This is a genomic window from Flavobacterium coralii, assembly GCF_019891545.1.
GTDB lineage: Bacteria > Bacteroidota > Bacteroidia > Flavobacteriales > Flavobacteriaceae > Flavobacterium > Flavobacterium coralii.
On record NZ_JAHDIU010000002.1, the window covers coordinates 324,290 to 349,412 of the forward strand.

Consider the following 25,123-nt stretch of genomic DNA (forward strand, 5'->3'; position numbering starts at 1 on the left):
GCTAAATTAAAAAATAAACCCGGCTTAAAAAACAGTGCCGGGTTTCATTTGTTATTTAGTTTTCCCTTATCCAGGAATTATCTTTCATGTCAATATCCGGCAAAAATCTTTCAGGGTCTATGTCAATAGATTTTACTTTTTTAGGTGAGCTTAAAATATAATCCCACTCATTTTGCCTGTGCCATATCTCTACGGGCAGCATAATTGTTTCTGATGTATTGTCTTCAAAAACAACTTTAAAGCGCACCGGCATCGGTACATCTCCTTTATCAGCAAAAGTAATGGTAGTGTAGCCTGCGTTGTCGGCAACGTTGGTAATACCAAGGTTGATGTTGCCTGTACCTTTAAACCAGCCTCTCCAGAACCAGTTAAGGTTTTCTCCTGCCACATTTTCCATACAGTTAAAGAAATCTGTGGGCTGCGGGTGCTTGTATGCCCACGCCTTTATATAAGCTTTAAAAGCATTGTCAAAACGCTCATGCCCCAGGATGTATTCCCTTAGCAGTATCATGCCTGTTGCAGGCTTATAATAAGCTGTAAAGGCAAGGTTCATGCTTTTTGCAACATCGGGGTAGGTGTCAATACCTTCACGGTTTTTCCATTTAAACCACTGCACGCGGTTAAGGCTTTTAGCCACGTCAGATGTATATTCTCCGTTATTAAAGTTTACGGTGCTGTAATAATTGATAAAGGTATTAAATCCTTCATCCATCCAGGCATAGCGGCGTTCGTTAGAGCCCACTATCATCGGGAACCAGTTGTGCCCGAATTCATGGTCGGTAACGTCCCAAAGATCGGCACCAAAACTTCTCACGCTGCAAAAAGACACACCCGGATATTCCATACCGCCTACATTAGATGCCACATTTACCGCGCTTGGGTAAGGATACTCAAACCATTTTTGAGAGTAATGTTCTATAGAGGCTTTGGTGTATTCTGTAGAGCGTCCCCATGCCGACTTGCTCGCAACTGATACCGGGTAAACCGACTGCGCAACTGCCTTTTTACCACTGGGCAGGTTAATTTTTGCAGCATCCCAAACAAAAGCTTTAGAGGTTGCAAAGGCAATATCGCGGCTGTTGTTCATTTTAAAATGCCAGGTTACCTTGCCATTTTGCACCGGCCTTGTCAGTTTGGTATTGCCTACTTCTTCAGGGGAAATTAAGTAAGTAGCTTTGTAGCTGCCAGCTGCCTTTTCCCAACGGTTGAGCAGTTCTTTAGATAATACTTCTTTTGCATTTACCAACTCACCCGAACCAACAACTATATGATCGTAAGGCACGGTTATCTTATAATCAAAATTTCCATATTCAAGATAAAATTCGCCTGCGCCAAGATAAGGTTCAGTATTCCAGCCGGTAACATCGTCAAACACTGCAACACGCGGATACCATTGTGCCATAGAGTAGATAATGCCGTCTTTAGTTTCGAGCTGGCCCATCCTGTCCATACCTTCTTCGGGTATTTTAAATTCAAAATTCATAGATATGGTAGCCTTACCGCCTTTTGCCTTTAGCGGCTCATTAAAAAATACCTGCATACGCGTATCTGAAATGAGGTATTTAGCAGAAGGATTACCTGTGGTTTTAGCGCTTAAGCCCGTAATAGCCATACCGCCATCGGTATCGCCTGCATAGCGGCTATATTGCATGGGTGTAGTAAGTGTACCGCGCGAATCGCTTTTAAAGCGGTTCTGCTCTACATACATCCATATAAAGTTCAGGTCTTCAGGGCTGTTGTTCTGGTAGGTCATGGTTAGTTTGCCCTTCAGTATATTGGCCTTATCATCCAGTTCGGCCTCAATTACATAGTCGGCGCTGTTTTGCCAGTACTGCGGGCCGGGCACACCCGATGCCGAACGGTATACATTGCCGCGGCGGTACATTACATCATCAAATTTAGGCTGGTTGTTGGGCTCTGCTTCCTGCGCAAAAGCCGTGTGCCCTATAAAGGCAAAAGCAAATAATAATTTAATAGTTTTCAGTTTCATATTATGGTTTTTGTTGAGAGAGGCACTCCATAATGGTTTTAATACGGAAAGCCTCGCCTTTGGTTAAAAGGGTTTCTACAGTATTGGTTTCAGTGGTTTCACTGTTGTTAATCGCATATGATATAGCAATGGTTTTAATGCTTTTCTCAATTAGTCTTTCAAGTTCTTTTTTGTTACCCATAACCGGGCTTAAAAAACAAGAAAAAAGCCCTTTGCAGTTTTTTCCGCCCATGTTTGTGAGTTCAATTTTCTTACCATCGGTAAAAACGATTATGGCCTTGGTGTTCTCATCAGTACACCATATTTCAGGAGATACAATAGCAATATTAAGTACAACCGACTGTGATGTTTTAAGCAACGTAACCTCAAGCCCGGACTTACCCTGTTCACCATTAATTTTTATCGAATTATTGGCATAGGTAACGCTTTTGCCGTCGGCATAGGTTTTAGTGTGGGTAAAATAATTGCACAGGCTGTCGGCATAAATCCATGTACCGTTATTATTTAATATAACATTCCGACCGTCTTTGGTTTCGGCAACCGTTTGTGCCTGCGCAAAAGGCACATATAAGAACAGGACAAACATTTTAAGTGAAAACCTCATTTACATAGCAAATTGAAACCCAAATATACACTACAATTAAACAGAACAAAAAATACAATGGTTAAAAGCATTACTTTTTTTAAGCTTTGTTAAACATAACCTTGCAGTACTGCATTTTTATCAATTTTTAATTCTTAAAATAGCCTTAAAAAGTGAAGTTTTGAGTAATTTTGCAGGAATTTATAATCATCGATTTTTTACTCATGCCTAAGATAATTTCATTTTTTTCCTCCACACGTTTAATGGCTTTCCTTTTTATAATTTTTGCCGCTGCAATGGCCATCGGTACATTTATAGAAGATGCCTATAATACCGATACTGCACGTAAAATTATATACAACGCTAAGTGGTTCGAGCTGATAATGTTGCTTTTCATGCTCAATTTTATTGGCAATATAAAACGCTACCAGCTTCATAAACGCGAGAAGTGGGCTACACTGCTGTTACACCTTTCTTTTATACTTATCATATTCGGGGCAGCCATAACACGCTATATAAGCTTTGAGGGCATGATGCCCATTAGGGAAGGTGCTGCCGAAAGCCAGTTTTACAGCGACAAGGCTTACCTTACCGTTTTTGTGGATGGGGAGTATGAGGGCGAAATGCGCCGCCGTACTTATGAAGAGCCGCTTATAATGACCTCTAAAGAGATACCTTTACTTGCCAGTAATGATTTTTCTGTTTCGGATGAGTTTAACAGCATTCCTTTTGAAATAGAGTATAAAGAGTACATGACGGGTGCCAAGGAAGTTATAAAGGAAGACCCTAATGGTGTATTTTATATTAAAATGGTGGAAGCTGGAGACGGCGGCAGGCACGAGCATTACATTAAGGAAGGCGAAGTGCAGAACATACACAACCTGCTTTATGCTTTAAATAAACCTACTCCCGGCGCTATCAATATAACAACCGATGGCGAGAACTACACTATAAGCACCCCTTTTGAAGGCAGCTTTATGCGCATGGCCGACCAGTTTCAGGGTATGGTGGCAAAAGACTCTGTGCAGCCTTTAATGTTGCGTTCGCTGTATAATGTGGGTGGCGCGCAGTTTGTATTCCCTGAGCCTGCTGTTAAAGGTGCTATAACCTATGAATCGGATAATGATTTTAAATCGAAAGAAAACGCAGCGCTTACGGTAGTAGTACGCACGCAGGGGCAGGAAAAAGAAGTTACCCTTTTAGGTGGCAGCAAAAAAATGGGCATACCACAGGCATTTAAAATAGGCGACCTTGAGTTTACGCTGCTTTTTGGCAGTAAAGTGCACGAGCTTCCGTTTGCCGTAAAGCTGAACGACTTTATCGCCACTAAATATCCGGGAACTGAATCGAGCTACGAATCGTTTGAAAGCAAGGTTACTGTACTGGATACTGAACAAAATAATAATTTTGATGCCCGTATTTACATGAACCATGTGCTTGACTACAGAGGGTACCGCTTCTTTCAGGCGTCATACGATCAGGACGAAAAAGGGACAATCCTTTCTGTAAACCATGATTTTTGGGGTACTTGGATATCCTATATAGGTTATTTTTTACTTTACATCGGGCTCATGGCAATACTGTTTGACAAAAACACGCGTTTTGGCGACCTGAAGCGTAAACTCGAAAAAGTAAAAGAGAAAAAAGCAGCCTATCTGTCTGTACTCTTATTGTTTTTCACTTTGGGTGTTTCTGCTCAGGATCATATACATGAGGAGTTCTCACAGCAACAGCTTGACTCACTTATCCAGAAATATAAGGTAAGCGAAGAGCATGCCGCCAAATTTGGGCGTGTCATTATTCAGGATGCAGGCGGAAGGATGAAGCCGGTAAACACCTTTTCATCAGAGTTATTAAGAAAAGTAAGTAAAAGCGATACTTACAAGGGCATGAATGCCGACCAGGTGCTGCTCTCTATGGCTATGCTTGATCAGGCTTGGTACAATATGCCTGTTATCTACCTTAGTCGCGGTAATGACAGCCTGCGCAGTGTTGCAGGTATAAAAAAAGATGCCAAATATGCCGCTCTTGCCGACTTTTTTGATGCAAAAGGTAATTATAAACTTTCTTCTTTGCTGGATGAAGCGTATAGAGAACCTGTTCCTAACAAGTTCCAAAAAGATTTTATGGAAATTGATAAGCGCATCAACCTTTTATATTCAGCCCTTAGCGGCCAGATATTAAAAGTTTTCCCTGTACCCGGAGATAAAAATAATAAATGGGTTTCATACCTTGAAATCAGTGAGCCTACAGGCACTGCACTTGATACGGTTAAAAACGTGTTGCCGTATTATTTGACCTCACTTGCCAATGCTACCGTAACAAATGATTACAAGTTATCAGAAAGCCTTTTGGAAGGGCTGAAAAAATACCAGCATAAATATGGTGCTGAGGTAATGCCGGAAGACGACAAAGTAGAGGCAGAGATATTGTATAACAAATATGATATCTTTAAAAAACTGTTTTCGTGGTATATGTATGCCGGGCTGCTGATGTTATTCTTTGTTATTGTAAATATTTTTAATAACAGTAAGTGGGTAAAAATCGGCATTAAATCATTCCACATAATTGTAGGGTTACTTTTTGCCTTACATACCGCAGGTTTAATTGTACGTTGGTACATATCAGGCCATGCCCCGTGGAGTAACGCTTATGAGTCGGTTATTTATGTGGGATGGGCTACTATGTTTTTTGGCCTTGCCTTTGGCAACAGGTCTAAGCTCACGGTTGCTGCGGCTGCCTTTGTAACCTCTATCGTGCTTATGGTTGCCCACTGGAACTGGACAGACCCTGAAATTGGCAACTTGGTACCGGTACTTAACTCTTACTGGCTAATGATACACGTGGCAGTAATAGTGGCAAGCTACGGGCCATTTACACTCGGTATGATACTCGGTCTTGTATCAATGTTGCTCATGCTTTCTGTTAACGACAAGAACAAGGCTAAAGTAGATTTAAACATAAAAGAGATTACCTATATCAATGAAATGGCGCTTACCGTAGGGCTTGTTATGCTTACGATAGGTAACTTCCTCGGTGGGCAGTGGGCTAACGAAAGCTGGGGCCGCTACTGGGGCTGGGATCCTAAAGAAACCTGGGCGCTGGTAAGTATTATGGTATATGCCTTTGTTATACACATGCGTTTTGTACCTGCACTGCGCGGCTCGTGGATATTCAATTTCTTCAGCGTTCTGGCGTTTGCCTCAATATTAATGACCTACTTTGGCGTAAATTTCTACCTTACAGGGTTGCACAGTTATGCAAGCGGAGAGGTACGAACGCCAATGTATTTTTTCTGGATGGCACTCGGAGTAATTATATTAGGAATATTTTCTTTCTTTAAGTACAGGAAATATCTAAGGAAATAAATAAAGCTAAGGCTGTCAGATTTGGCAGCCTTATTTTTTGCGCTTATCCTGCTGCGATTCTTTATAATGGTTTTGCAGGGTGTTTATAAAATGAAGTATTACGCCTATGCCCATAATGATATAAGCAATGGTAAACAGTTTGCCTGCATCTGTTTTCGGGGAAAGGTCGCCAAAACCTATTGTGGTAAGTGTAACAACCGAGAAGTAGAGCGAATCTATAATACCCCATCCTTCTATAAAATGATAGGCAACAGTGCCTATAGCCAGTATAACCGCAGTAGTATAGAGCAGTTCCCTGTATTCGGGATTTTTTAAAAATGTAAAAATAGTCCTGAAAAAATACATGGCCGGGCTGTAGGTTAACAATGGTTAAATATATCGGTTTTATTGAAATTATACGTAAATTTATCCAAAAATAAAAAGATGAAAAACATACTATTACTCGCTTGCAGCATAATACTTTTAGCAGGCTGCAAGGACACGGCTAAAGACACTACGCAGCAAACATTAGCATCATCTGAAACATCACAACCAATGGCAAAAGCAACTATATACCAGTTTAAGGTAAAAGACCTGTACGGCAAAGAATTTGATTTTGCATCGCTTAAAGGCAAAAAGGTTATTATAGTTAACACAGCTTCTAAATGCGGACTTACTCCACAATACAAAGATCTTGAAGCGCTTTATAAAGAGTATAAAGACAAAGGGCTTGTTATTGTAGGTTTCCCTGCCAATAACTTTGCAGGGCAGGAGCCGGGAACCAATGAGGAAATTGCTGCTTTTTGCGAGCAGAACTATGGTGTAACCTTCCCTATGATGGATAAGATATCGGTAAAGGGTAATGATATGGCACCGATATATAAATTCCTTACCCAGAAAAGCCAGAACGGGCTTCAGGACAGCGAAGTGGAATGGAACTTCCAGAAGTACCTTATAAACAAAAACGGCGAGCTTGAAAAAGTGGTTAGCCCACGCACCCTGCCAACCGATCCTGAAATTGTAAACTGGGTAAAGGCTTAATTGTCTTTACCATTATGTACCTGAAATGATTTATCCTAAAATACCCCTGGCGCAAAGCATTATACAAATATGCCTTGTACAGGGGGTTAAGCATATTGTAATATCGCCCGGCTCACGCAATGCACCGCTTACTATTGGTTTTGCAAATAACCCAAGTTTTAAGTGTTACAGCATTGCCGACGAGCGCTGTGCAGGGTTTTTTGCACTGGGTATGGCGCAACAGCTAAAGGAACCCGTGGCATTGGTATGCACTTCAGGTTCAGCTCTGCTGAATTATTATCCGGCTGTTGCAGAGGCTTTTTACAGCCAGATACCGCTTATAGTAATTTCTGCCGACAGGCCGCATGATAAAATAGATATTGGCGACGGGCAAACCATAAGGCAGGAAAATGTGTATGCCAACCATATACTGTATAGTGCAAACCTTACAGAGGAAGCTGGCGAAGAAAATGATAAAAAGATAAATGAAGCGCTGATTAAAGCGATAACCCAAAAAGGCCCGGTACATATTAATGCGCCTTTTGAAGAGCCGCTGTATGAAACGGTAGAAGCAGCAACAGTTAGCCCGGTAGTGCAGGAAATTCCGGTTATTGAAGATGCCTTAACTGCTGATATAACCCCATTTGCTGTAAAATGGAACGCGGCACAAAAAAAGCTGGTTTTAGTTGGTGTAGATGACCCTGACACACTGCCTGCTTCTGTAATTGAAAAGCTGGCGGCAGACCCTTCTGTAGTGGTTATGACCGAAACTACAAGCAACCTTCACCACGAAAGTTTTATTGATAATATCGATACTATAATTACCCCGTTTACCGAAAGCGATTTTGATGAGCTGAAGCCTGAAATACTGCTTACTTTCGGAGGGATGGTAGTATCTAAAAGGATTAAGGCATGGCTGCGCAATTATGCACCTGCAGAGCATTGGCATGCCGACCCGCTAAGGGCTTATGACACCTATGGCGCTTTAACACAGCACATAGAAGCTGAACCTGCGGTATTTTTATCGGAACTGCTTCAAAACACACACCCTGTTCAGAGTGATTATAGCAATACATTCCAGCAGATTAGGGCTTTAAGGCAAAAAAAACATGATGAATACCTTGCAAAAATACCTTTTTCAGATTTCAAGGCATTCCAAATAATCATTCCACAACTGCCCGAAAATTCGCATCTCCAGATAAGCAACAGTGCCGCCATACGCTATGCACAACTATTCAGTATTAAGCCTTCGGTTGCGGTATTTTGTAACCGTGGCACCAGTGGTATAGATGGCAGTACTTCTACAGCCGTTGGCGCGGCTGTGGCAAGCGGAATCCCTACCACGCTGATAACAGGCGATATCAGCTTTTTTTATGACAGCAATGCTTTGTGGAATAACTATATACCTAAGAACTTCAGGATAATACTCATAAACAATGGGGGCGGGGGTATCTTCAGGATATTGCCTGGCCATTCAGAAAATGCTGTCTTCAATACCTATTTTGAAACCGAGCACACCCTTACGGCAGAGCACCTTGCCAGGATGTATGGTTTTGGTTATGCTTCTGCAAAAGGCGAAGAGGAACTTGCATCGGCTATGCAGGATTTCTTTCAGGAATCTGCACAGCCACAGTTGCTGGAGGTATTTACTTCTACAAAAGATAACGATAAAATACTGAAAGCCTATTTTAAAGAGTTGGTGTAGCGTTTCTTTGCTACCTTTGCAAAATGATAGAAACAGGAAAATACAATGCCCTTACCATAGCAAGGGAAACTTCGGTTGGGTTATTTTTAACAGATGGCAGTACCGATATACTACTGCCTAAAAAATATGTGCCGAAAAATTATAAGATAGGCGATATACTTACTGTTTTTGTATATCTAGACCAGGAAGAAAGGCCTGTGGCAACCACCCTGGAGCCTTATATTATACTCAATGACTTTGCTTTTTTAAGGGTTAGCTATACCAATAAATTTGGTGCGTTTTTAGACATGGGTTTAGAAAAAGATTTGTTCGTCCCTTTCAGGGAACAGGCAAAACCAATGGAGCAGGGCAAGCGCTACATGGTACATATGTATTATGATGAGCAAAGCGGCAGGCTTGCCGGAAGCAGCAAGATAGGTCGTTTTCTTGATAACGAAGAACTGACTGTAACAGAAGGCGAAGAGGTAAATCTTACCATTTCCCACATTACCGATATGGGTATTAATGTAATTATAAACGGCAGGCACAAAGGGCTGGTTTATAAAGATGAAGTATATCATGACCTGAGGCCCGGCGAAAAAATGAAGGGCTTTATTAAAACCATAAGGCCTGATAATAAGATAGATGTAAGAATGCAAAAATCAGGTGTAGAAGGGATTGAACCTAATGCCGAAAGAATACTTGCCGAGCTTAATGCCAGCCGTGGCTTTTTAAGGCTTAACGATGACAGCCACCCGGAAGATATTAAGACCGTACTGCAAATGAGCAAAAAAGCTTTTAAAAAAGCAATCGGTAGCTTATATAAGCAAAGGCTTATTGATATTATGGAAGATGGTATTTATTTGATAGATTAACATTTAAGCAGGATGGAAAAGTTCAGGGCGCTGTATAAAAACAAGTTTTTCCGTGGTATATTTTCCAGTATATGTTTTTTTGTAGCTTATTTCCTGGAAGAAACATTTGATGTAATACCTCCCAGTGAAAAGAAATTACCCCTATTTACTTTTTTAGCACTATTGGTTTTTATTTATGTTGCTTCCGATATTATCAAAATGCTAAAAGCAGATAGTAAAAAAGAAAATGAATAAATTATTCTGATTCCTCCTTATCGCCTTTAATAGGGTAATTACCAAACTCCGTAGCCAGTTTATAAATGCGGTAAGGCTTGTATGAAAATTTGTTGCTAAGCGCAATAAGTGCTACCGTATCCTTCTTCAGCGTTACATAAGATGATGTATTGCCGTGCCACCACCCGTTGTGGTAAAACATTTTTTCCCCGGTTTTCCATTCATTAAGCCGTATGCCGAGTCCGTAGTTTTTTATGCCTTTGCTTTCATAGCTGTAGCCTTTAAATACCTGTTTTACCAGGTCAGGATTCAAAAAAGTATCAGAGTAGGTGGCAAGGTCAAACTTAAGCAGGTCACGAGGAGTAGAGTATATGTTTTTGTCGCCATATACGTTATCAAGAAAATCAAAACCGTATAATACATTATTGCCTTTGTAAGAAAGGCTGGCGGTGTCTTTATGCTTTTTATAGTCAAACACATAGGTGTCTTTCATGCCAAGCGGTTCAAACAGTATTTTTTGCATGGCATCGGCATAGCTCATGTGCGTAAGCTTTTCTATTACAATCGCCAGCATGGCATAGTTGGTATTGCAGTAGCCGAACTTTTTATCCGGTTTAAAATACAGCCCCAGTTTGTGCTGAACCAGTAAATCGAGTATATCCTGATTGGTGAGCATACTGCGGTCCCAGATAGCCCTGTCATCGCAAAAATAGGCATAATTTGGCAAGCCGCTTCGATGGTTAAGCAGCATTTTTATCGTAATATCTTCATACGGAAATTCAGGCAGTACAGTATTAACCTTCTGGTCGAGTTCCAGCTTGCCGAAGTCAACAAGTTTAAGTACAACCGCAGCCGTTAATACTTTGCTTACAGAGGCAATATGCAGCGGGGTATGCGCTGTTACCTTTTCTTTATTTGCCCTGTTGGCAAGCCCTCCGTATTTTTCATAAATAACCTGTCCGTTCTTTGCCACTAAAAAACCACCGCTAAGGTCGTTTTTAGTCCAATTCTTTTTGTAAAAATCATCAATGTGCAGGGCTTTCAGGCTTTTATAGCCGGGCGTCAGCTTGTTCAGCTTAATATCAAGCGGGTGTATGACCAGCGCGGTATCTTTTACTTTTACTTCAGGTTTATGCTCTGCAAGCAGATTTTTGTCATGCTTACAGGAAGCAATGAATAAAAGTAGGAATATATATATAGGGAGTTTCGGAAACTTCATCTTTCAAATATGCATAAAAAGCAAATATAAACATCCGAAAATATTTTTTGTATAAAAAAATAAGCGTTAACATTTAAATACTCCCGCATTTTGTAACTTAAAGCGCTTAAGTTTTTGACTAAAAGCGTTTTATTACCATAGCAGCCCCACTGCATTTATTTTGATTGGGCAAATGCGAAAAATGGCGTATTTTTACAGTAAAATAATACACACTGATGAGCGAAATAAACTGGAAAACCGTAAAGGAATTTGAAGATATTACCTATAAAAAGTGCGATGGCGTTGCCCGTATAGCCTTTAACAGGCCGGATGTGCGCAATGCCTTCAGGCCGAAAACCACAAGTGAACTTTTTGAAGCATTTTTAGATGCACGCGAAGATACCTCTATAGGTGTAGTGCTACTATCTGCTGAAGGGCCTTCTTCTAAAGACGGTGTTTATTCGTTTTGCAGTGGCGGCGACCAGAAAGCCCGCGGGCATCAGGGGTATGTGGGCGATGACGGTATGCACAGGCTCAACATACTTGAGGTGCAGCGCCTTATACGTTTCATGCCGAAGGTAGTTATTGCAGTTGTTCCGGGCTGGGCTGTAGGTGGGGGGCACAGCCTTCACGTGGTTTGCGACCTTACCCTTGCCAGTAAAGAACATGCTATTTTTAAGCAGACTGATGCCGATGTAACCAGCTTTGACGGTGGCTACGGCTCTGCATACCTTGCCAAGATGGTAGGGCAGAAGCGCGCCCGCGAAATATTCTTTTTAGGAAGGAACTATTCGGCACAGGAAGCTTATGAAATGGGTATGGTTAACGCTGTAATACCACACGCCGAACTTGAAAGTACTGCTTATGAATGGGCACAGGAAATATTAGGTAAATCGCCAACGGCAATAAAGATGCTTAAGTTTGCCTTTAACCTTACCGATGATGGTATGGTTGGGCAACAGGTTTTTGCCGGCGAAGCCACAAGGCTTACCTACATGACAGAAGAGGCTAAGGAAGGGCGTGATGCTTTTCTTGAAAAAAGGAAGCCTAACTTCAGGGATATCAAATGGATACCATAACCATTTGTAACAGCACTATATGGATAACTTTATAAATGAACCTATAGATACTTCATCCTTACCCCGTTTTGAGGAGGTAAAGCTCAATCCGCTTAAGCCTGCTTATTACAAGGTAATGCTGTTTAATATTGCAGTGCGCTACCTTATTATCGGCATTGCGGGAGGCTGTGCGTTCTATTTTATTGAAGATATTACAAGGTATTGGTACATTGCCTTACTATTATTTGTAATAGCATTAGTATTTACTTTATTTATATCGCGCATCAGCTTTAAGAACAAGGGGTATGTATTCCGCACACATGATGTGATATACAGGAGCGGTGCCATAGCCATAAGCACTGTTATTGTGCCATACAACCGCGTTCAGCACGTTGCGTTGCATGAAGGGTGGCTGTCACGCAGGCTTGGCCTGGCAAGGGTAGAAATATTTACTGCCGGCGGAGACAGCAGCGATGTTAAGATACCGGGACTTGATAAAGAGCATGCAGAGAGTATTAAGCAGCTTTTAATGGGCAAAGTCTTAAATATACAAGAGCAGCATGAAGAGTGATTTCAGCAGCCCGCAGCGGCAATCGCTTGTTGGTGTTGTTGTAATGTTTGGCGACACCCTGCAAAGTACCTTAAGGTCATTATGGCCGTTTTTGCTGGTATGGGCATTTCGCATTAACCAGATGAACCGCCTGTATGTAGTAACTGTTATAGGGGCTGCCCTTATTTTAACGGCTGTAATTGCTTATTTAAAATTTTACAATTTTACTTTTTTTCTTGATGAAGAAAATGAGGAGTTTGTTATCCGAAAAGGGATTTTAAACAAAAGCCGCATTGCCATACCGCTCGATAAGATACAGCAGGTAAACATCAACCAGTCTTTAATACAAAAATTTATAGGAGTCCACTCGCTTGAGGTAGATACGGCAGGGAGCAGCAAAAAGGAAGTAACTATTAAAGCCATAACGCATGATTTGGCACTCTCGCTAAAGGAACGCCTTTTAGATTCTGAGAAAAAAAATAGTGAAAATGATGAGGTTGCAGCTAGCCGAAATACAAATAAAGCCTATCCGTTTATCAGCATAAGCTTTGCAAGCCTGCTTAAAACAGGTATAACCTCTAACTATGCCCGCAGCTTTGCGCTGTTGTTTGCATTTGTAATTACGGTTTACCAAAACATAGAAGATTATTTTGAAGGCGAAGGTTATGAAAACGACCCGCTTGATGAATATGTAAACGGAGAAGTACTTTTTAAGTTTGCCGCATTTATTGCAATTGCCATTATAGTGCTTACGCTTTTGGTAAATCTTTCGAGGACAATTTTAAAGTATTTTGGCTATACCATTACGCTGCAAAACAAATCGCTTCTGTTGTCATACGGATTGCTCAACACAAAGAACACGATAATAAGGCCAGAAAAAGTGCAGATAGTGGCTGTAGGGCGCAATTATTTCCAGAAAAAAATGGACATACAGGATGTCAGGATAAGCCAGGCATCTAATAACGATGATGCAAAAGAACAGCAAAAGGAAGCAATTGAAATACCCGGTTGCAGTGAAGTTGAGAAAAATGAGCTGCTGACGTTTTTACTGGGGCAGGTGCCGGAAAAAGGAGAGGGGCTAAAACCGAATATCCGTAAAATTATATTAAACACTGTCAGGTTTATTATTATACCGTTGGCACTATATTTTGTTTTTGCAATATGGTTTTACAATGAATTATTTGAATACATCATATTCCTGCCGTTGTACCTTGCTTTTATTATCAGCATGATATATTTCGGGTACAGGAACAGCAGGCTTTACAGTACTAAAGATTTTATCATTAAACAGAGCGGAGCGTGGGATGTGGATAATGAATTTCTTGCCCCGCACAAAATACAGGCAGTACGTCTAACACAATACTTTTGGCAAAAAAAGGCCAATCTTGGAGCTATAAAATTATATACTGCAGGGGGCAATCTTACTTTTAATGTAGCTGATTACAGCAGGCTGAAAGAACTTGCTAACTATTGGCTGTATAATGTAGAGACAACAGATAAGAACTGGATGTAATGAGTATTAAATTTAATAATATACAACAATGAATATAAAAGCATGGCTTGAAGCCGCGCGTTTAAGAACACTGCCACTATCGGTTTCGGGTATATTTGTTGGCAGTTTCTATGCTTTTTCTCAGGGATTTATTAACTGGTGGATATTGTCATTTGCCCTTATTACCACACTGGGACTACAGGTACTCTCTAACTTTGCAAATGATTATGGCGATGGCATTAAAGGCACCGACAATGAGCACCGCATAGGTCCGCAACGTGCCATACAAAGTGGTGCCATAACGGTAGCAGCCATGAAAAAAGGTATTATTATAACCTCTTTGCTCACACTTGCTTCGGCAATAACACTTATATATTTAGCTTTTGGTAAAGATGACTTTGCAACTTCACTCTTCTTTTTCTTTTTAGGGCTTGCAGCAATAGCTTCGGCTATCAAATATACAGTGGGCAGCAGCGCCTATGGTTACAGGGGGCTGGGAGATGTATTTGTGTTTATTTTTTTCGGGCTGGTTAGCGTGTTGGGCTGCTATTTTTTGTTTGCCAAACAAATAGACACCTTAATTGTGCTACCTGCCATTGCCATCGGGCTCCTTAGTGTGGCAGTACTAAACCTTAATAATATGCGCGACCAGGTCTCAGATGCCATGTCAGGTAAAAATACGATGGTAGTAAAAATGGGGCCTGTAAAGGCAAAACTTTATCATTATTTTATCATTGTTACCGCATTAGTATTAACACTTATATTTGCTATATTGTGTAGCTTTAAGCCGGTACAGTACCTCTTTTTGGCGGCATATGTGCCATTTTTGCTGCACATAAAAACTGTCGCTGACAATAGTGTACCCAAAGCACTTGACCCCGAACTTAAAAAAGTAGCATTAAGCACCTTTTTACTTTCGGTATTATTATGTATTGTATTACAACTGTAAAAACCAAAAACCCAAAATAATATTATGAAAATAACATACTACGGACACGCCAGCCTCGGGATTGAAGTGGGAGGCAAAAAAATTATTGTTGATCCTTATATTACTGCAAATGAACTTGCCAAGGACATTGATATAAATGAACTTGAGGCAGATTACATCCTGATTACCCATGCGCACGGCGACCATATACATGACGTGGATGCTATTGCTAAAAATACAGGTGCTGTAATTGTTTCTAATGCCGAGATTGCAGGTTATTATGAAAAGAAAGGCTTTAAGGCTCACCCCATGAACCACGGCGGAAGCTGGAACTTTGACTTTGGTAAAGTAAAGTATGTAAATGCCATACATTCAAGCTCGTTTCCTGATGGTACCTATGGCGGTAACCAGGGAGGTTTTGTGATTGAAGGAGAGCACAAAAACATTTACATTGCAGGAGATACCGCACTTACCTATGATATGAAGCTTATACCATTAAGAACAAAACTTGATCTTGCCATTTTGCCAATAGGCAGCAACTTTACTATGGATGTGGAGGATGCCATTATAGCTTCTGACTTTTTAGAGTGCGACAAGATACTTGGCTACCACTACGATACCTTTGGTTATATTAAGATAAACCATGAGGAAGCCAAACGAAAATTCTATGATAAGAATAAAGACCTTATGCTTTTAGAGATAGGCTCATCTTTAGAATTATAATATTTTGAAAGCTTCTTATAAAAAATATGTACTTAATTTTAAACGCCCCAGCGGAACTTCCCGGGGCGTTCTTACCCAAAAAGAAACCTGGTTTATTATCCTTGAAGAAGATGGTAAGCTGGGCATAGGCGAATGTGGCATTTTAAGAGGGCTCAGCATAGATGACCGTACTGATTATGAAGATAAGATAAAGTGGGTTTGTGAAAATATACATTTAGGCGAAGAAACGCTGTTGAAAGAATTAACCGAATTCCCCTCAATACAATTTGGCCTGGAAACGGCTTTTCTGTCAGTAAAAGGCTCATCGCCTTATATTTTATTTCCATCGTTATTTACAGAAGGAAAAGATACTATTGGCATAAACGGGCTTGTATGGATGGGAGAGGAGCAGTTTATGAAAGAACAGATAGAGGAGAAGCTCGCTCAGGGTTTTAACTGCATAAAACTTAAGATAGGTGCAATTGACTTTGATAGGGAACTTGCGTTATTAAGCTTTATAAGGCAGTATTTTGGCCCTGAAACGATAGAAATAAGGGTTGATGCCAACGGAGCATTTACTCCCAAAGAAGCTCCTGAAAAACTGCAACGATTATCGGAATACAATCTGCACAGTATAGAACAACCCATAAAACAGGGGCAGTTTACACAGATGGCCAATCTCTGTAGAACAAGCCCTGTACCTATTGCTTTGGATGAAGAGCTTATAGGTGTTTTTAATATGCAGGATAAAAAAGAGCTGCTTAAAAAAATCAACCCCCAATACATTATTTTAAAACCAAGCCTTGTGGGTGGTATTCGCGGTTCTGAAGAGTGGGTAAGTTTAGCTGAAGAACTTGGCATTGGCTGGTGGATAACATCGGCACTGGAAAGTAATATCGGCCTTAATGCCATTGCACAATGGACATATACCAAAGCTAACCCGATGCCACAGGGTTTGGGCACCGGCGCGCTCTATACCAATAATTTCGATTCACCGCTTGCCGTAAAGCAGGGTAAGCTGCATTATTTACCTGAAAACGAATGGAATATAAAGGAGCTTTTTTAGCTCTTTTTTTTGTTTATTTTCCTGATAATGCTACTTGACCTGAAAGCTGAAATTCACTACATTTAATGGTGTAAAACATCCGGCTGACTTAACGGATGCAACCAACTTTCCAAACCTTATTTTTATTTGGCTATTATTTAATAATCTGTTATAGAATAATTAGCATTGTAAACCATTTTGAGTTTGTAATTTAGAAGTGCATAAAAACAGTAACTAAACCACTCATTGCTATGGAACGACTAGTAAACCACGAAAGCAGCACCAATGCGGTAAATGCAGTATCTTATGAAAGCGCTGCTGCACAGTTGGAGAAAGAAGCTGAAAAGCCGGAAGTACTTAGCTGCAACCAGTTAATTAAAAACCTTTTAAAAACAAACGTGAAACTGCTTAAGCTTAACGAGATAAGCAGTATCCTGCTATTCTAAAAAAAAATGCTATGGAAAACGAACCAAAAAATAATACGGAAAACGAAAACCTGCGCGATCAAAGCAAAGGTAATGGCGATACTACCGGGCGAAATGAATTTCATCGTAATGATAACAGCGGCAGCGATAACCTGAATGATGACAGGCGTGCGACAGGTAATGACCGTGCACCTGAAGACATAGATGATACAGATAAGTATCTTGCCATGGAGCAGCCCGGAGTGCAGTACACTAAAGAAAGCGGATCTGTGCATTTATCTGATGAAGATGGTTACAGTAACCAAAATGCATCTGATAAATGGAATGAAGAGGGCGGTAACAGCGAATATTCTGATGCTTTTAATCAGGATGATTACATATTGCAGGACAATGTTGACCTTGATGAAGACCAAAATCAGTCAATATCAAGTGAAGATGATGATTTTGAAGAAACGAACGAGAGATATTAAACTTTTACTATCCTGATAAAAAACCTTCCCCGGTACAAAGAGTATTGGGGATTTTTATTAATAATACATATGACAGGAAACTCAAAATTTGCAATATATGGTGCACTCGCTGCCAATTTATGTATAGCAGCCGTAAAGTTTGTTGCGGCTTCTATAACAGGCAGTAGTGCAATGATATCGGAAGGAATACACAGCACGGTTGACAGTGGTAACTCTTTACTGCTCTTGCTGGGTATGAAAAGAAGCCGCAGGCCTGCTGATGCAGGGCACCCTTTTGGACATGGCAAAGAAATTTACTTTTGGTCGCTTATAGTGGCAATACTTGTTTTTTCGCTTGGCGGTGGTATGTCTGTTTATGAGGGGATAAGCCATTTGCAGCATCCGGTTGAACTGTCTGACCCTATGTGGAATTATATTGTACTGCTTTCGGCAATGGTGTTTGAAGGAGCATCATTAGTATACACTATCAGGCAGTTTAATAAGAGCAGGGGCAAGCTTGGTTTCTGGAAAGAATTGAGCATGAGCAAAGACCCGGGGTTGTTTGCCGTTATTTATGAAGAGAGCGCTGCCATTGCAGGTCTTGTTATAGCACTTGTGGGAGTTTGGCTGGGCCATTATTTCCAGAATCCGGTGTTTGATGCTGCTGCATCTATACTTATAGGTTTGGTGCTGGTATTTGTAGCAATTACTATGGTGAGGGAAAGTAAAGGGCTGTTAGTAGGGGAGAGTGCAGGCAAACCAATAGTAAAAGGTATCTATAATCTTGTAAACAGTGAGCCCAAGGTGCATACTTTATACTATCCGCTAACCATGCATTTAGCACCTAATGAAATATTACTTGCGCTTGATGTTGAATTTAAAGGCGACATGACTGTTAAGGAACTTTTCGGCACTATAAAACATCTTGAAGACCAGATAAAAAAAGAATACCCATCGGTAAAGAAAATTTATATTGAAGCAAAAAACTTTGAAGGCAAAGAGAAGCCTTGGGAAGATCTATAATATTCTTACAAACAAAAAAGAACCCGTAAAGGGTTCTTTTTTTATAAATTAAAGTATCAGGACTATTCGTCTTCCTCTTCTTCTTCGCCGCCTTCATCGGCTATTTCAAGGTCTTTAAGTGCATCCATGTCATCAGATGGCTCATCTACCATATCGTCATCTTCAAAATTCTCAATCCTGTCTGCAAGTTTAGTACTTACTTTAACAAGGTATATGGTATCTTCTGTGCGAACCTCTACAGCCTCTATTGTTTCATTTTTGGCATTTTTAAAGCGTATAATGTTAGAATCATCATAGCCTTCCGGAAATTTTTCGACCAATAAGGTCAAAATCTCGTTTGTCAGTTTAGCGTAGTCAACAATTACTCGTTTCATCAGTATTATAAATCTAATATATAGGCAAATATAAGAGGTGCAACGATAGTTGCATCAGATTCAATGATAAATTTTGGTGTTTTTATATCAAGTTTTCCCCAGGTAATTTTTTCATTAGGAACAGCCCCTGAATAAGAACCGTAACTGGTTGTAGAATCAGATATCTGGCAGAAATAACTCCAGAAAGGAACGTCATGCATTTCCATATCCTGGTAAAGCATAGGCACTACACATATAGGGAAATCTCCTGCTATACCACCACCAATCTGGAAGAAACCAATACCGCTGCTGCAGTTTTTAGTATACCAGTCGGCAAGGAAAGCCATATATTCTATACCGGATTTCATGGTAGAAGCTTTCAGTTCACCTTTAATAACATAAGACGCAAATATGTTACCCATAGTACTGTCTTCCCATCCCGGTACTACAATTGGCAGGTTCTTTTCGGCAGCGGCATACATCCAGCTATCCTTAAGGTCTATTTCATAATATTCTTCCAGCACACCGCTTAAAAGCATTTTGTACATAAACTCATGCGGAAAGTAGCGTTCGCCTTTGTCTTCAGCATCCTTCCATATTTTATGGATGTGCTTTTGCAGGCGGCGGAAAGCCTCATGCTCCGGAATACAGGTATCGGTAACACGGTTAAGGCCTCTTTCTAAAAGATCCCATTCCTGCTCAGGTGTAAGGTCTCTGTAATTAGGTACGCGCTCGTAGTGGCTGTGCGCCACAAGGTTCATAATATCTTCTTCAAGGTTTGCCCCTGTGCACGAAATAATCTGTACTTTATCGCGGCGAATCATTTCGGCAAAGCTTTTGCCAAGTTCTGCGGTACTCATGGCACCGGCAAGCGTTACCATCATTTTAGCGCCGTCGGCAAGCTGTTTTTCGTAGCCTTTTGCAGCATCTACAAGTGCCGCGGCATTAAAATGCAGATAGTGTTTTTCTATAAACTGGCTTATAGGTCCTTTACTCATTTCGGGTGTTTTTTATATTCAGTTTTATTCTTTATTGTAACCAAGAATTTTTAATACTTCTTCGGCTTTCTGCATTTCAGAGAATACTTCGGTGGCTAAAATACCATTTTCATCCCTGTCAATCAGTATATGCTTTGGCTGCGGTATCAGGCAGTGGTGTAACCCGCCATATCCGCCTATTGTTTCCTGATACGCGCCTGTGTTAAAGAAGCCAATATACAGTGGTTTTTCTTTATTATACTTTGGCAGGTATATGGCGTTCATATTCTGCTCGGAGTTATAATAATCGTCGCTGTCGCAGGTTAACCCCCCTAAAAGTACGCGCTCATAACTTTCGTTCCAGCGGTTAACAGCAAGCATAATAAAACGCTTGTTGATAGCCCATGTATCAGGCAGGGTGGTTATGAAAGATGAGTCTATCATATTCCATTTTTCCCTGTCGTTTTGTTGTTTCTGATAAAGTACCTGATATATGGCACCTCCGCTTTCACCTACAGTAAACGAACCGAACTCAGTAAAAATGTTTGGTACATCTACCTCAGCTTCTTCGCAGGCAATTTTAATCTGGTTAACAATTTCATCAATCATGTACTGGTAGTCATATTCAAATGCCAGTGAATTCTTGATTGGGAAACCGCCACCAATATTAAGGCTGTCTAACGACGGGCACTCTTTTTTAAGGTTAATGTATACCTTAAGGCACTTAAGTAACTCATTCCAGTAATAGGCAGTGTCGCGGATACCGGTGTTGATAAAGAAATGCAGCATTTTAAGTTCTACATTCTTGTTTTCGTGTATTTGCTTCCTGTAAAACGGAACGATGTTGCGGTAACCTATACCAAGCCTTGAGGTATAAAACTCAAATTTAGGCTCTTCTTCGGCAGCAATACGGATACCTATTTTAAACTTGCCTTTTATCTGCTCCTGCAAAAGGTCAAGTTCTTCATAGTTGTCTATGATAGGTATTGTTTTGTTATGGCCGTTGTTTATAAGCCTCGCAATATTGCTTACATATTCATCTCTTTTAAAGCCATTACAAATAATATAAGTGTTTTTGTTGATTTTGCCGTTTTCAAGCAGTTTCTCAACAATATTTATATCATAAGCGGCAGAGGTTTCTATATGAATATTATTTTTAAAAGCCTCATTCATTACATATTCGAAATGAGAACTTTTAGTACAGTAGCAATAATAATATTTGCCCTCATATTTGTTTTTTTCCATGGCAACCCTGAACCATTCTTTGGCTTTACGGATGTTATTGGAAATCTGGGGCAGGTATGTAAATTTTAAAGGCGTACCATATTTCTCCACAAGCTTCATTAAATCTATGTTGTGGAAAAGCAGGTTGTCTTTGTTTAATGTAAACTCCTCTTGTGGGAAATAGTAAGTTTGGTTTATAAGGTCTGAATACTTTGTGTTCATTTTACAGCTAAAAATTTGAAGTGTTTATATTTTAAATGATTCCAAAATATAAACTATTTCAAACTCTCAGGTTAGCATAAACAATTTGCAGTTTTTCGTGCTGGTTTGCCTTTACGCAAAAAACATCGGCTGCCACAATGTTGACAATCAGTTTAACCAGCGGCTTTACATCTGCTAATGCCCTGTATTTACTGATAGTCCCGCAATGGGAAAAGATGCTGTTTACTTTTTTCATTGCGACAAATGTAAAAAAATATACAACGTATTTAAAAACTATTCTCTTAAAAAATTGTTAGTTTTGGTAGTCGCGAAACGCATTGTTAATTAAGGAGTTATCTGCTTCCTGATTGATAATGGCTTTTCCTGTTTCCTGCAACAGTACAAACTTTACCGTACCAAATTCATTTTTTTTGTCGTGCAGCAGCAATTTTATAATCTCTGCTTGCTCATTTTCGGTAATTTCAAGCTTCCCGAATACACCTCTAAGCACCTCTTTAATGTAATTATATTCATTTTCAGAGAGCATCTTTTTTTGCATAGATAAATGAGCTTCCAGTATCATTCCGGCAGCTATGGCTTCTCCGTGCAAAAGCGTTTTTTTGTCCTTACTATCAAGAAAATAGGATTCGATTGCATGCCCAAGTGTGTGCCCGAAATTTAAAATTTTGCGAAGATCTTTTTCATGAGGATCCTGCTCAACAACAGCCATCTTTATTTCAACCGAGCGTTTAATGGCTGAATCTAAATCGTCATTGGTTAAGTTAGTAAGGCTTACTACGCTTTCCCAATAGTTTTTATCATATATTAGCCCGTGCTTAAGCATTTCTGCAAAGCCGGAACGTATTTCTTCTGCAGGCAGGGTTGCCAGGTATGAAGTGTCAGCCAAAACAGCAACAGGGTTTTTGATAACACCCACCTGATTTTTAAGGCTACCTAAATCTACCCCGGTTTTACCGCCAATGGCTGCATCTACCATACCAAGCAGGGTCGTCGGGATGTTTATAAAGTCAACCCCCCGCTTAAATGTAGCTGCTACAAATCCGCCAAGGTCTGTCACTACGCCACCGCCCAGATTAATAATAATGCTTTTCCTGTCGGCGCCTATATCTGCCAGTGCCTGCCAAACCTGTGTGCACGTTTCGATGGTTTTGTTTTCTTCTCCCGGTTCCAGCTCAATAATCTCTATGGGCAAATCAGTTTCGAAACGTTGTAAAAATAAAGGAAGGCAGTACTGCTGTGTATTACTGTCGGTAATTATAACTGCCATAGAGTAGCGGTTAAGCCTTACATTTTCGTACAGCCACAGATAACAGTCGTCGTTAAAGAAAATTGTATAATCTGCTGTTTTTACAGCTTCCATGTTTAATGAATTTAAATATCCGCAAAATAAGGCAAATTATATTATTAATTCTTGTGCAGTATTTATATTTGCACAAATTTCTTTAAAAGCAATGGAAAAAATATTTAATAATACCGAAGTTGCATTTTCCCTTAAAAGCGATACCGAACTGGACAGGGCCTATTTTTTATTTAAAATGATTGCCTCGCAGCCGCTTGTTCGTATAGGTACTGCAGTTACCAATTTTGCATTAAAGGCACACCTTCCGGTAGAGGGGCTTATAAGGGCTACAGTATTTGATCATTTTTGTGGGGGTACAACAGAAGAAGACTGCCTGCCGGTGGTTGATAAAATGTACACAAAAGGCGTATCATCTGTACTGGATTATTCTGTAGAAGCGAAAGAAGACGAGGTGGAATTTGATATGGCATTGCAGAAAACGCTTAAAACCATTGTTTTTGCAAAAGAAAAGAATGCTATCCCTTTTGCAGTATTTAAGCCAACCGGCTTTGGAAGGTTTGAGCTTTATGAAAAACTAGGTGAGGGTAAGCAACTCAATGAAGCCGAACAGGCTGAATGGAGCAGGGTAGTGGAACGTTTTGAGCAGGTTTGCAAATCGGCTCATGATAATGATGTAGCCTTGCTTATTGATGCCGAGGAAAGCTGGATGCAGGATGCTGCCGATGCGCTTGTAACCCAAATGATGCAAAAGTATAATAAAGAAAAAGCTATAGTTTTTAACACACTACAGATGTACCGTTGGGACAGGCTGGACTATCTTAAAAAACTCCATGAGCAGGCGAAGCAGGAAGGGTTTTATATAGGTATGAAAGTAGTTCGTGGCGCCTATATGGAAAAAGAAAACAAGCGTGCAGAAGAAAAGGGATATAAATCGCCTATCTGTGTCTCTAAACAGGCTACAGATGAGAATTATGATGCATGCATAGCCTACATGATTGAGCATATAGATACAATGGCTATTTTTGCCGGAACACATAATGAAGAAAGCTCATATAAGCTAATGCATTTAATGAAAGAGAATGACATGGCAGCAACAGACAGCCGCATTTGGTTTGGGCAGTTGTACGGAATGAGCGACAATATTAGCTTTAACCTGGCAGCTAACACCTATAATGTTGCAAAATACCTGCCCTTTGGCCCTGTAAGGGATGTAATGCCTTACCTCATAAGGCGTGCGGAAGAGAACACATCTGTAGCGGGGCAAACCAGCAGGGAACTTAACCTTATAAGCGCTGAGAGAAAGCGAAGGAAACTAAATTAGATAATAAGATGAAATTTAAATTCAGGCTTGCATATTACCTTTTCGGATTGCTGATAGGAGTGATGTTCCTCATGTTTTTTTTAGCTAACAAAAAAGCTGAATTTTGCTACCTGCCCAATTGCCGCGTGCTTAAAAATATACGCAGTAAGAATATGATAATTTCTCCTGAGGCACAAAAAGCGCTTGATGAAAAATGGGTGACGCTTGATGATATTAGGAACTCTGTTCAGGATGGAGATGTTGATTTTTCTAAAAGTAAAGAAAAATACAAAGGCGGAACTATTTATGTAATAGAAAGCAAAACTGCTAAAGCAGAGCCCATTGAAGTTGTAATGGTTAATTATGAAAACAAGGTGCTACTCAAAGAAGTAAAAAAGCAATAAAAATTTCCCTTCTAAAACTTGTAATTACTAAAAACCGGGTTATATTTGCACTCGCAATACGGAACTGCTCACGGTAAAGGTATTGCAAACATTTAGGGCGATTAGCTCAGCTGGTTCAGAGCACCTCGTTTACACCGAGGGGGTCGGGGGTTCGAACCCCTCATCGCCCACTAAAATCTAACTTTATTGTTTATAAAGTAAGTTAAATCACAGAAAACCTGCACTCTAAGAGTTGCAGGTTTTTTATTTTTATCCCTGCACCATCAAAATTTTCAAAAATGCCCATTTTTGTGGCACTTTTTGTGGCAATAGAGAAATTTTTAAAAATGTGCCAAAAAATATGATGTAATACTTTGATTTTCATCCAGTAAACCCGTTTAATATCTTAATTTGATGACGCTATAATTCTAAATTTATTAATATTGAAAATATTGAATTATGCTAGCAGCAAGTTTTTGGTAATATAATCTGTAAACTGCAACAAATTACTGATTTTTGAGATTTTAGAACGTTTTTAACCTTATTAATTGTTATGCTGAAGGTAGAATAAAATATTTAAAACTATCAATAATACTTGTCAACTAAAAAAATAAAACCCCGTAAATCAAGCGATTACGGGGGTTTTTTGCGGAGAAAGAGGGATTCGAACCCCCGGACCTGTTACAGTCAACGGTTTTCAAGACCGCCGCATTCGACCGCTCTGCCATTTCTCCAGTATGTTAACAATCTTTGTTCCCTGATTGCGGTTGCAAATATAGTAA

At 40.0% G+C, this 25,123-nt stretch carries 26 protein-coding genes and 2 tRNA genes; 17 read left to right on the top strand and 11 right to left on the bottom strand.

Going from position 1 to position 25,123, the window contains the following annotated elements; genetic code table 11:
* Window positions 1–55: 55 nt before the first annotated feature.
* Complete coding sequence (locus tag KJK34_RS04220; protein WP_223052606.1) at window positions 56–1,990, bottom strand: M1 family metallopeptidase; 1,935 nt, start codon at window positions 1,988–1,990, stop codon at window positions 56–58.
* Window position 1,991: 1 nt separating this feature from the next.
* Window positions 1,992–2,594 carry a hypothetical protein gene (locus KJK34_RS04225; RefSeq protein WP_223052607.1) on the bottom strand — a complete coding sequence of 201 codons (603 nt, stop codon included), beginning with the start codon at window positions 2,592–2,594 and terminating at the stop codon, window positions 1,992–1,994.
* A gap of 242 nt (window positions 2,595–2,836) precedes the next feature.
* Here KJK34_RS04225 and KJK34_RS04230 point away from each other — a divergent pair, with 242 nt between their 5' ends.
* Window positions 2,837–5,941 carry a cytochrome c biogenesis protein gene (locus KJK34_RS04230; protein ID WP_223052608.1) on the top strand — a complete coding sequence of 1,035 codons (3,105 nt, stop codon included), beginning with the start codon at window positions 2,837–2,839 and terminating at the stop codon, window positions 5,939–5,941.
* 30 nt (window positions 5,942–5,971) lie between these two features.
* Here the strand turns inward: KJK34_RS04230 and KJK34_RS04235 are convergent, their stop codons facing one another.
* Window positions 5,972–6,286, bottom strand: a complete 315-nt coding sequence (locus KJK34_RS04235) for a potassium channel family protein (protein ID WP_223052609.1) — start codon at window positions 6,284–6,286, stop codon at window positions 5,972–5,974.
* 78 nt (window positions 6,287–6,364) lie between these two features.
* On the opposite strand from KJK34_RS04235, the gene KJK34_RS04240 reads away from it, so the two are divergent.
* From KJK34_RS04240 to KJK34_RS04255, 4 genes are read left to right on the top strand one after another with little or no spacing between them, the layout of a single operon-like run.
* The gene (locus tag KJK34_RS04240) at window positions 6,365–6,961 is read left to right on the top strand and encodes a glutathione peroxidase (protein ID WP_223052610.1); all 597 of its coding nucleotides are present in this window, start codon (window positions 6,365–6,367) and stop codon (window positions 6,959–6,961) included.
* Window positions 6,962–6,986: 25 nt separating this feature from the next.
* Window positions 6,987–8,645, top strand: coding sequence for a 2-succinyl-5-enolpyruvyl-6-hydroxy-3-cyclohexene-1-carboxylic-acid synthase (menD, locus tag KJK34_RS04245; protein WP_223052611.1), 1,659 nt, complete (start codon window positions 6,987–6,989; stop codon window positions 8,643–8,645).
* 23 nt (window positions 8,646–8,668) lie between these two features.
* Window positions 8,669–9,499 carry a CvfB family protein gene (locus tag KJK34_RS04250; RefSeq protein WP_223052612.1) on the top strand — a complete coding sequence of 277 codons (831 nt, stop codon included), beginning with the start codon at window positions 8,669–8,671 and terminating at the stop codon, window positions 9,497–9,499.
* A 12-nt stretch (window positions 9,500–9,511) separates the two neighbouring features.
* Window positions 9,512–9,733 carry a hypothetical protein gene (locus KJK34_RS04255; protein WP_223052613.1) on the top strand — a complete coding sequence of 74 codons (222 nt, stop codon included), beginning with the start codon at window positions 9,512–9,514 and terminating at the stop codon, window positions 9,731–9,733.
* Window position 9,734: 1 nt separating this feature from the next.
* Here the strand turns inward: KJK34_RS04255 and KJK34_RS04260 are convergent, their stop codons facing one another.
* On the bottom strand, window positions 9,735–10,931 hold the full coding sequence (locus KJK34_RS04260) for a serine hydrolase domain-containing protein (RefSeq protein WP_223052614.1): 1,197 nt from the start codon (window positions 10,929–10,931) through the stop codon (window positions 9,735–9,737).
* 215 nt (window positions 10,932–11,146) lie between these two features.
* Here KJK34_RS04260 and KJK34_RS04265 point away from each other — a divergent pair, with 215 nt between their 5' ends.
* From KJK34_RS04265 to KJK34_RS04305, 9 genes are all read left to right on the top strand, one after another.
* Window positions 11,147–11,989 (top strand): 1,4-dihydroxy-2-naphthoyl-CoA synthase, encoded by an 843-nt coding sequence (locus KJK34_RS04265; protein ID WP_223052615.1) that lies wholly within the window; start codon window positions 11,147–11,149, stop codon window positions 11,987–11,989.
* Window positions 11,990–12,008: 19 nt separating this feature from the next.
* Complete coding sequence (locus KJK34_RS04270; protein WP_223052616.1) at window positions 12,009–12,539, top strand: PH domain-containing protein; 531 nt, start codon at window positions 12,009–12,011, stop codon at window positions 12,537–12,539.
* Window positions 12,529–14,031: a PH domain-containing protein gene (locus KJK34_RS04275; protein ID WP_223052617.1), complete on the top strand. Its 1,503-nt coding sequence runs from the start codon at window positions 12,529–12,531 to the stop codon at window positions 14,029–14,031. Before KJK34_RS04270 ends, KJK34_RS04275 begins: the two co-directional genes overlap by 11 nt.
* Before the next feature lie 28 nt (window positions 14,032–14,059).
* Window positions 14,060–14,959 (top strand): 1,4-dihydroxy-2-naphthoate octaprenyltransferase, encoded by a 900-nt coding sequence (gene menA / locus KJK34_RS04280; RefSeq protein WP_223052618.1) that lies wholly within the window; start codon window positions 14,060–14,062, stop codon window positions 14,957–14,959.
* Window positions 14,960–14,983: 24 nt separating this feature from the next.
* A complete protein-coding gene (locus KJK34_RS04285) occupies window positions 14,984–15,661 on the top strand; it encodes a metal-dependent hydrolase (RefSeq protein WP_223052619.1) in 678 nt (225 codons plus the stop codon).
* 4 nt (window positions 15,662–15,665) lie between these two features.
* Window positions 15,666–16,706 carry an o-succinylbenzoate synthase gene (locus tag KJK34_RS04290; protein WP_223052620.1) on the top strand — a complete coding sequence of 347 codons (1,041 nt, stop codon included), beginning with the start codon at window positions 15,666–15,668 and terminating at the stop codon, window positions 16,704–16,706.
* 230 nt (window positions 16,707–16,936) lie between these two features.
* A complete protein-coding gene (locus tag KJK34_RS04295) occupies window positions 16,937–17,131 on the top strand; it encodes a hypothetical protein (protein ID WP_223052621.1) in 195 nt (64 codons plus the stop codon).
* Window positions 17,132–17,142: 11 nt separating this feature from the next.
* A complete protein-coding gene (locus KJK34_RS04300) occupies window positions 17,143–17,580 on the top strand; it encodes a hypothetical protein (RefSeq protein WP_223052622.1) in 438 nt (145 codons plus the stop codon).
* A 69-nt stretch (window positions 17,581–17,649) separates the two neighbouring features.
* The gene (locus KJK34_RS04305; protein WP_223052623.1) at window positions 17,650–18,582 is read left to right on the top strand and encodes a cation diffusion facilitator family transporter; all 933 of its coding nucleotides are present in this window, start codon (window positions 17,650–17,652) and stop codon (window positions 18,580–18,582) included.
* 62 nt (window positions 18,583–18,644) lie between these two features.
* Here KJK34_RS04305 and KJK34_RS04310 read toward each other — a convergent pair whose 3' ends face one another.
* The 5 genes from KJK34_RS04310 to aroB are packed head-to-tail and all read right to left on the bottom strand — an operon-like array spanning window position 18,645 to window position 22,718.
* The gene (locus KJK34_RS04310; protein ID WP_223052624.1) at window positions 18,645–18,956 is read right to left on the bottom strand and encodes a hypothetical protein; all 312 of its coding nucleotides are present in this window, start codon (window positions 18,954–18,956) and stop codon (window positions 18,645–18,647) included.
* Window positions 18,957–18,961: 5 nt separating this feature from the next.
* Window positions 18,962–19,933 (bottom strand): deoxyhypusine synthase family protein, encoded by a 972-nt coding sequence (locus KJK34_RS04315; RefSeq protein WP_223052625.1) that lies wholly within the window; start codon window positions 19,931–19,933, stop codon window positions 18,962–18,964.
* A 24-nt stretch (window positions 19,934–19,957) separates the two neighbouring features.
* Window positions 19,958–21,358 carry a type III PLP-dependent enzyme domain-containing protein gene (locus tag KJK34_RS04320; protein ID WP_223052626.1) on the bottom strand — a complete coding sequence of 467 codons (1,401 nt, stop codon included), beginning with the start codon at window positions 21,356–21,358 and terminating at the stop codon, window positions 19,958–19,960.
* Window positions 21,359–21,416: 58 nt separating this feature from the next.
* Window positions 21,417–21,593, bottom strand: a complete 177-nt coding sequence (locus tag KJK34_RS04325) for a hypothetical protein (RefSeq protein WP_223052627.1) — start codon at window positions 21,591–21,593, stop codon at window positions 21,417–21,419.
* 57 nt (window positions 21,594–21,650) lie between these two features.
* Complete coding sequence (aroB, locus tag KJK34_RS04330; RefSeq protein WP_223052628.1) at window positions 21,651–22,718, bottom strand: 3-dehydroquinate synthase; 1,068 nt, start codon at window positions 22,716–22,718, stop codon at window positions 21,651–21,653.
* Between the two features lie 91 nt (window positions 22,719–22,809).
* Between aroB and KJK34_RS04335 the strand changes: the two genes are divergently transcribed.
* The 3 genes from KJK34_RS04335 to KJK34_RS04345 all read left to right on the top strand — a co-directional run bounded on the left by KJK34_RS04335 (window position 22,810) and on the right by KJK34_RS04345 (window position 24,532).
* Window positions 22,810–23,979 (top strand): proline dehydrogenase family protein, encoded by a 1,170-nt coding sequence (locus tag KJK34_RS04335; RefSeq protein ID WP_223052629.1) that lies wholly within the window; start codon window positions 22,810–22,812, stop codon window positions 23,977–23,979.
* A gap of 8 nt (window positions 23,980–23,987) precedes the next feature.
* Window positions 23,988–24,362 (top strand): DUF4258 domain-containing protein, encoded by a 375-nt coding sequence (locus tag KJK34_RS04340; protein ID WP_223052630.1) that lies wholly within the window; start codon window positions 23,988–23,990, stop codon window positions 24,360–24,362.
* 95 nt (window positions 24,363–24,457) lie between these two features.
* A tRNA-Val gene (locus KJK34_RS04345) sits at window positions 24,458–24,532 on the top strand.
* Between the two features lie 32 nt (window positions 24,533–24,564).
* Here KJK34_RS04345 and KJK34_RS04350 read toward each other — a convergent pair.
* Both KJK34_RS04350 and KJK34_RS04355 read right to left on the bottom strand, forming a co-directional pair.
* Window positions 24,565–24,726, bottom strand: coding sequence for a hypothetical protein (locus KJK34_RS04350; protein ID WP_223052631.1), 162 nt, complete (start codon window positions 24,724–24,726; stop codon window positions 24,565–24,567).
* Between the two features lie 264 nt (window positions 24,727–24,990).
* Window positions 24,991–25,075: transfer RNA gene (locus KJK34_RS04355), tRNA-Ser, on the bottom strand.
* Between the last annotated feature and the right edge of the window lie 48 nt (window positions 25,076–25,123).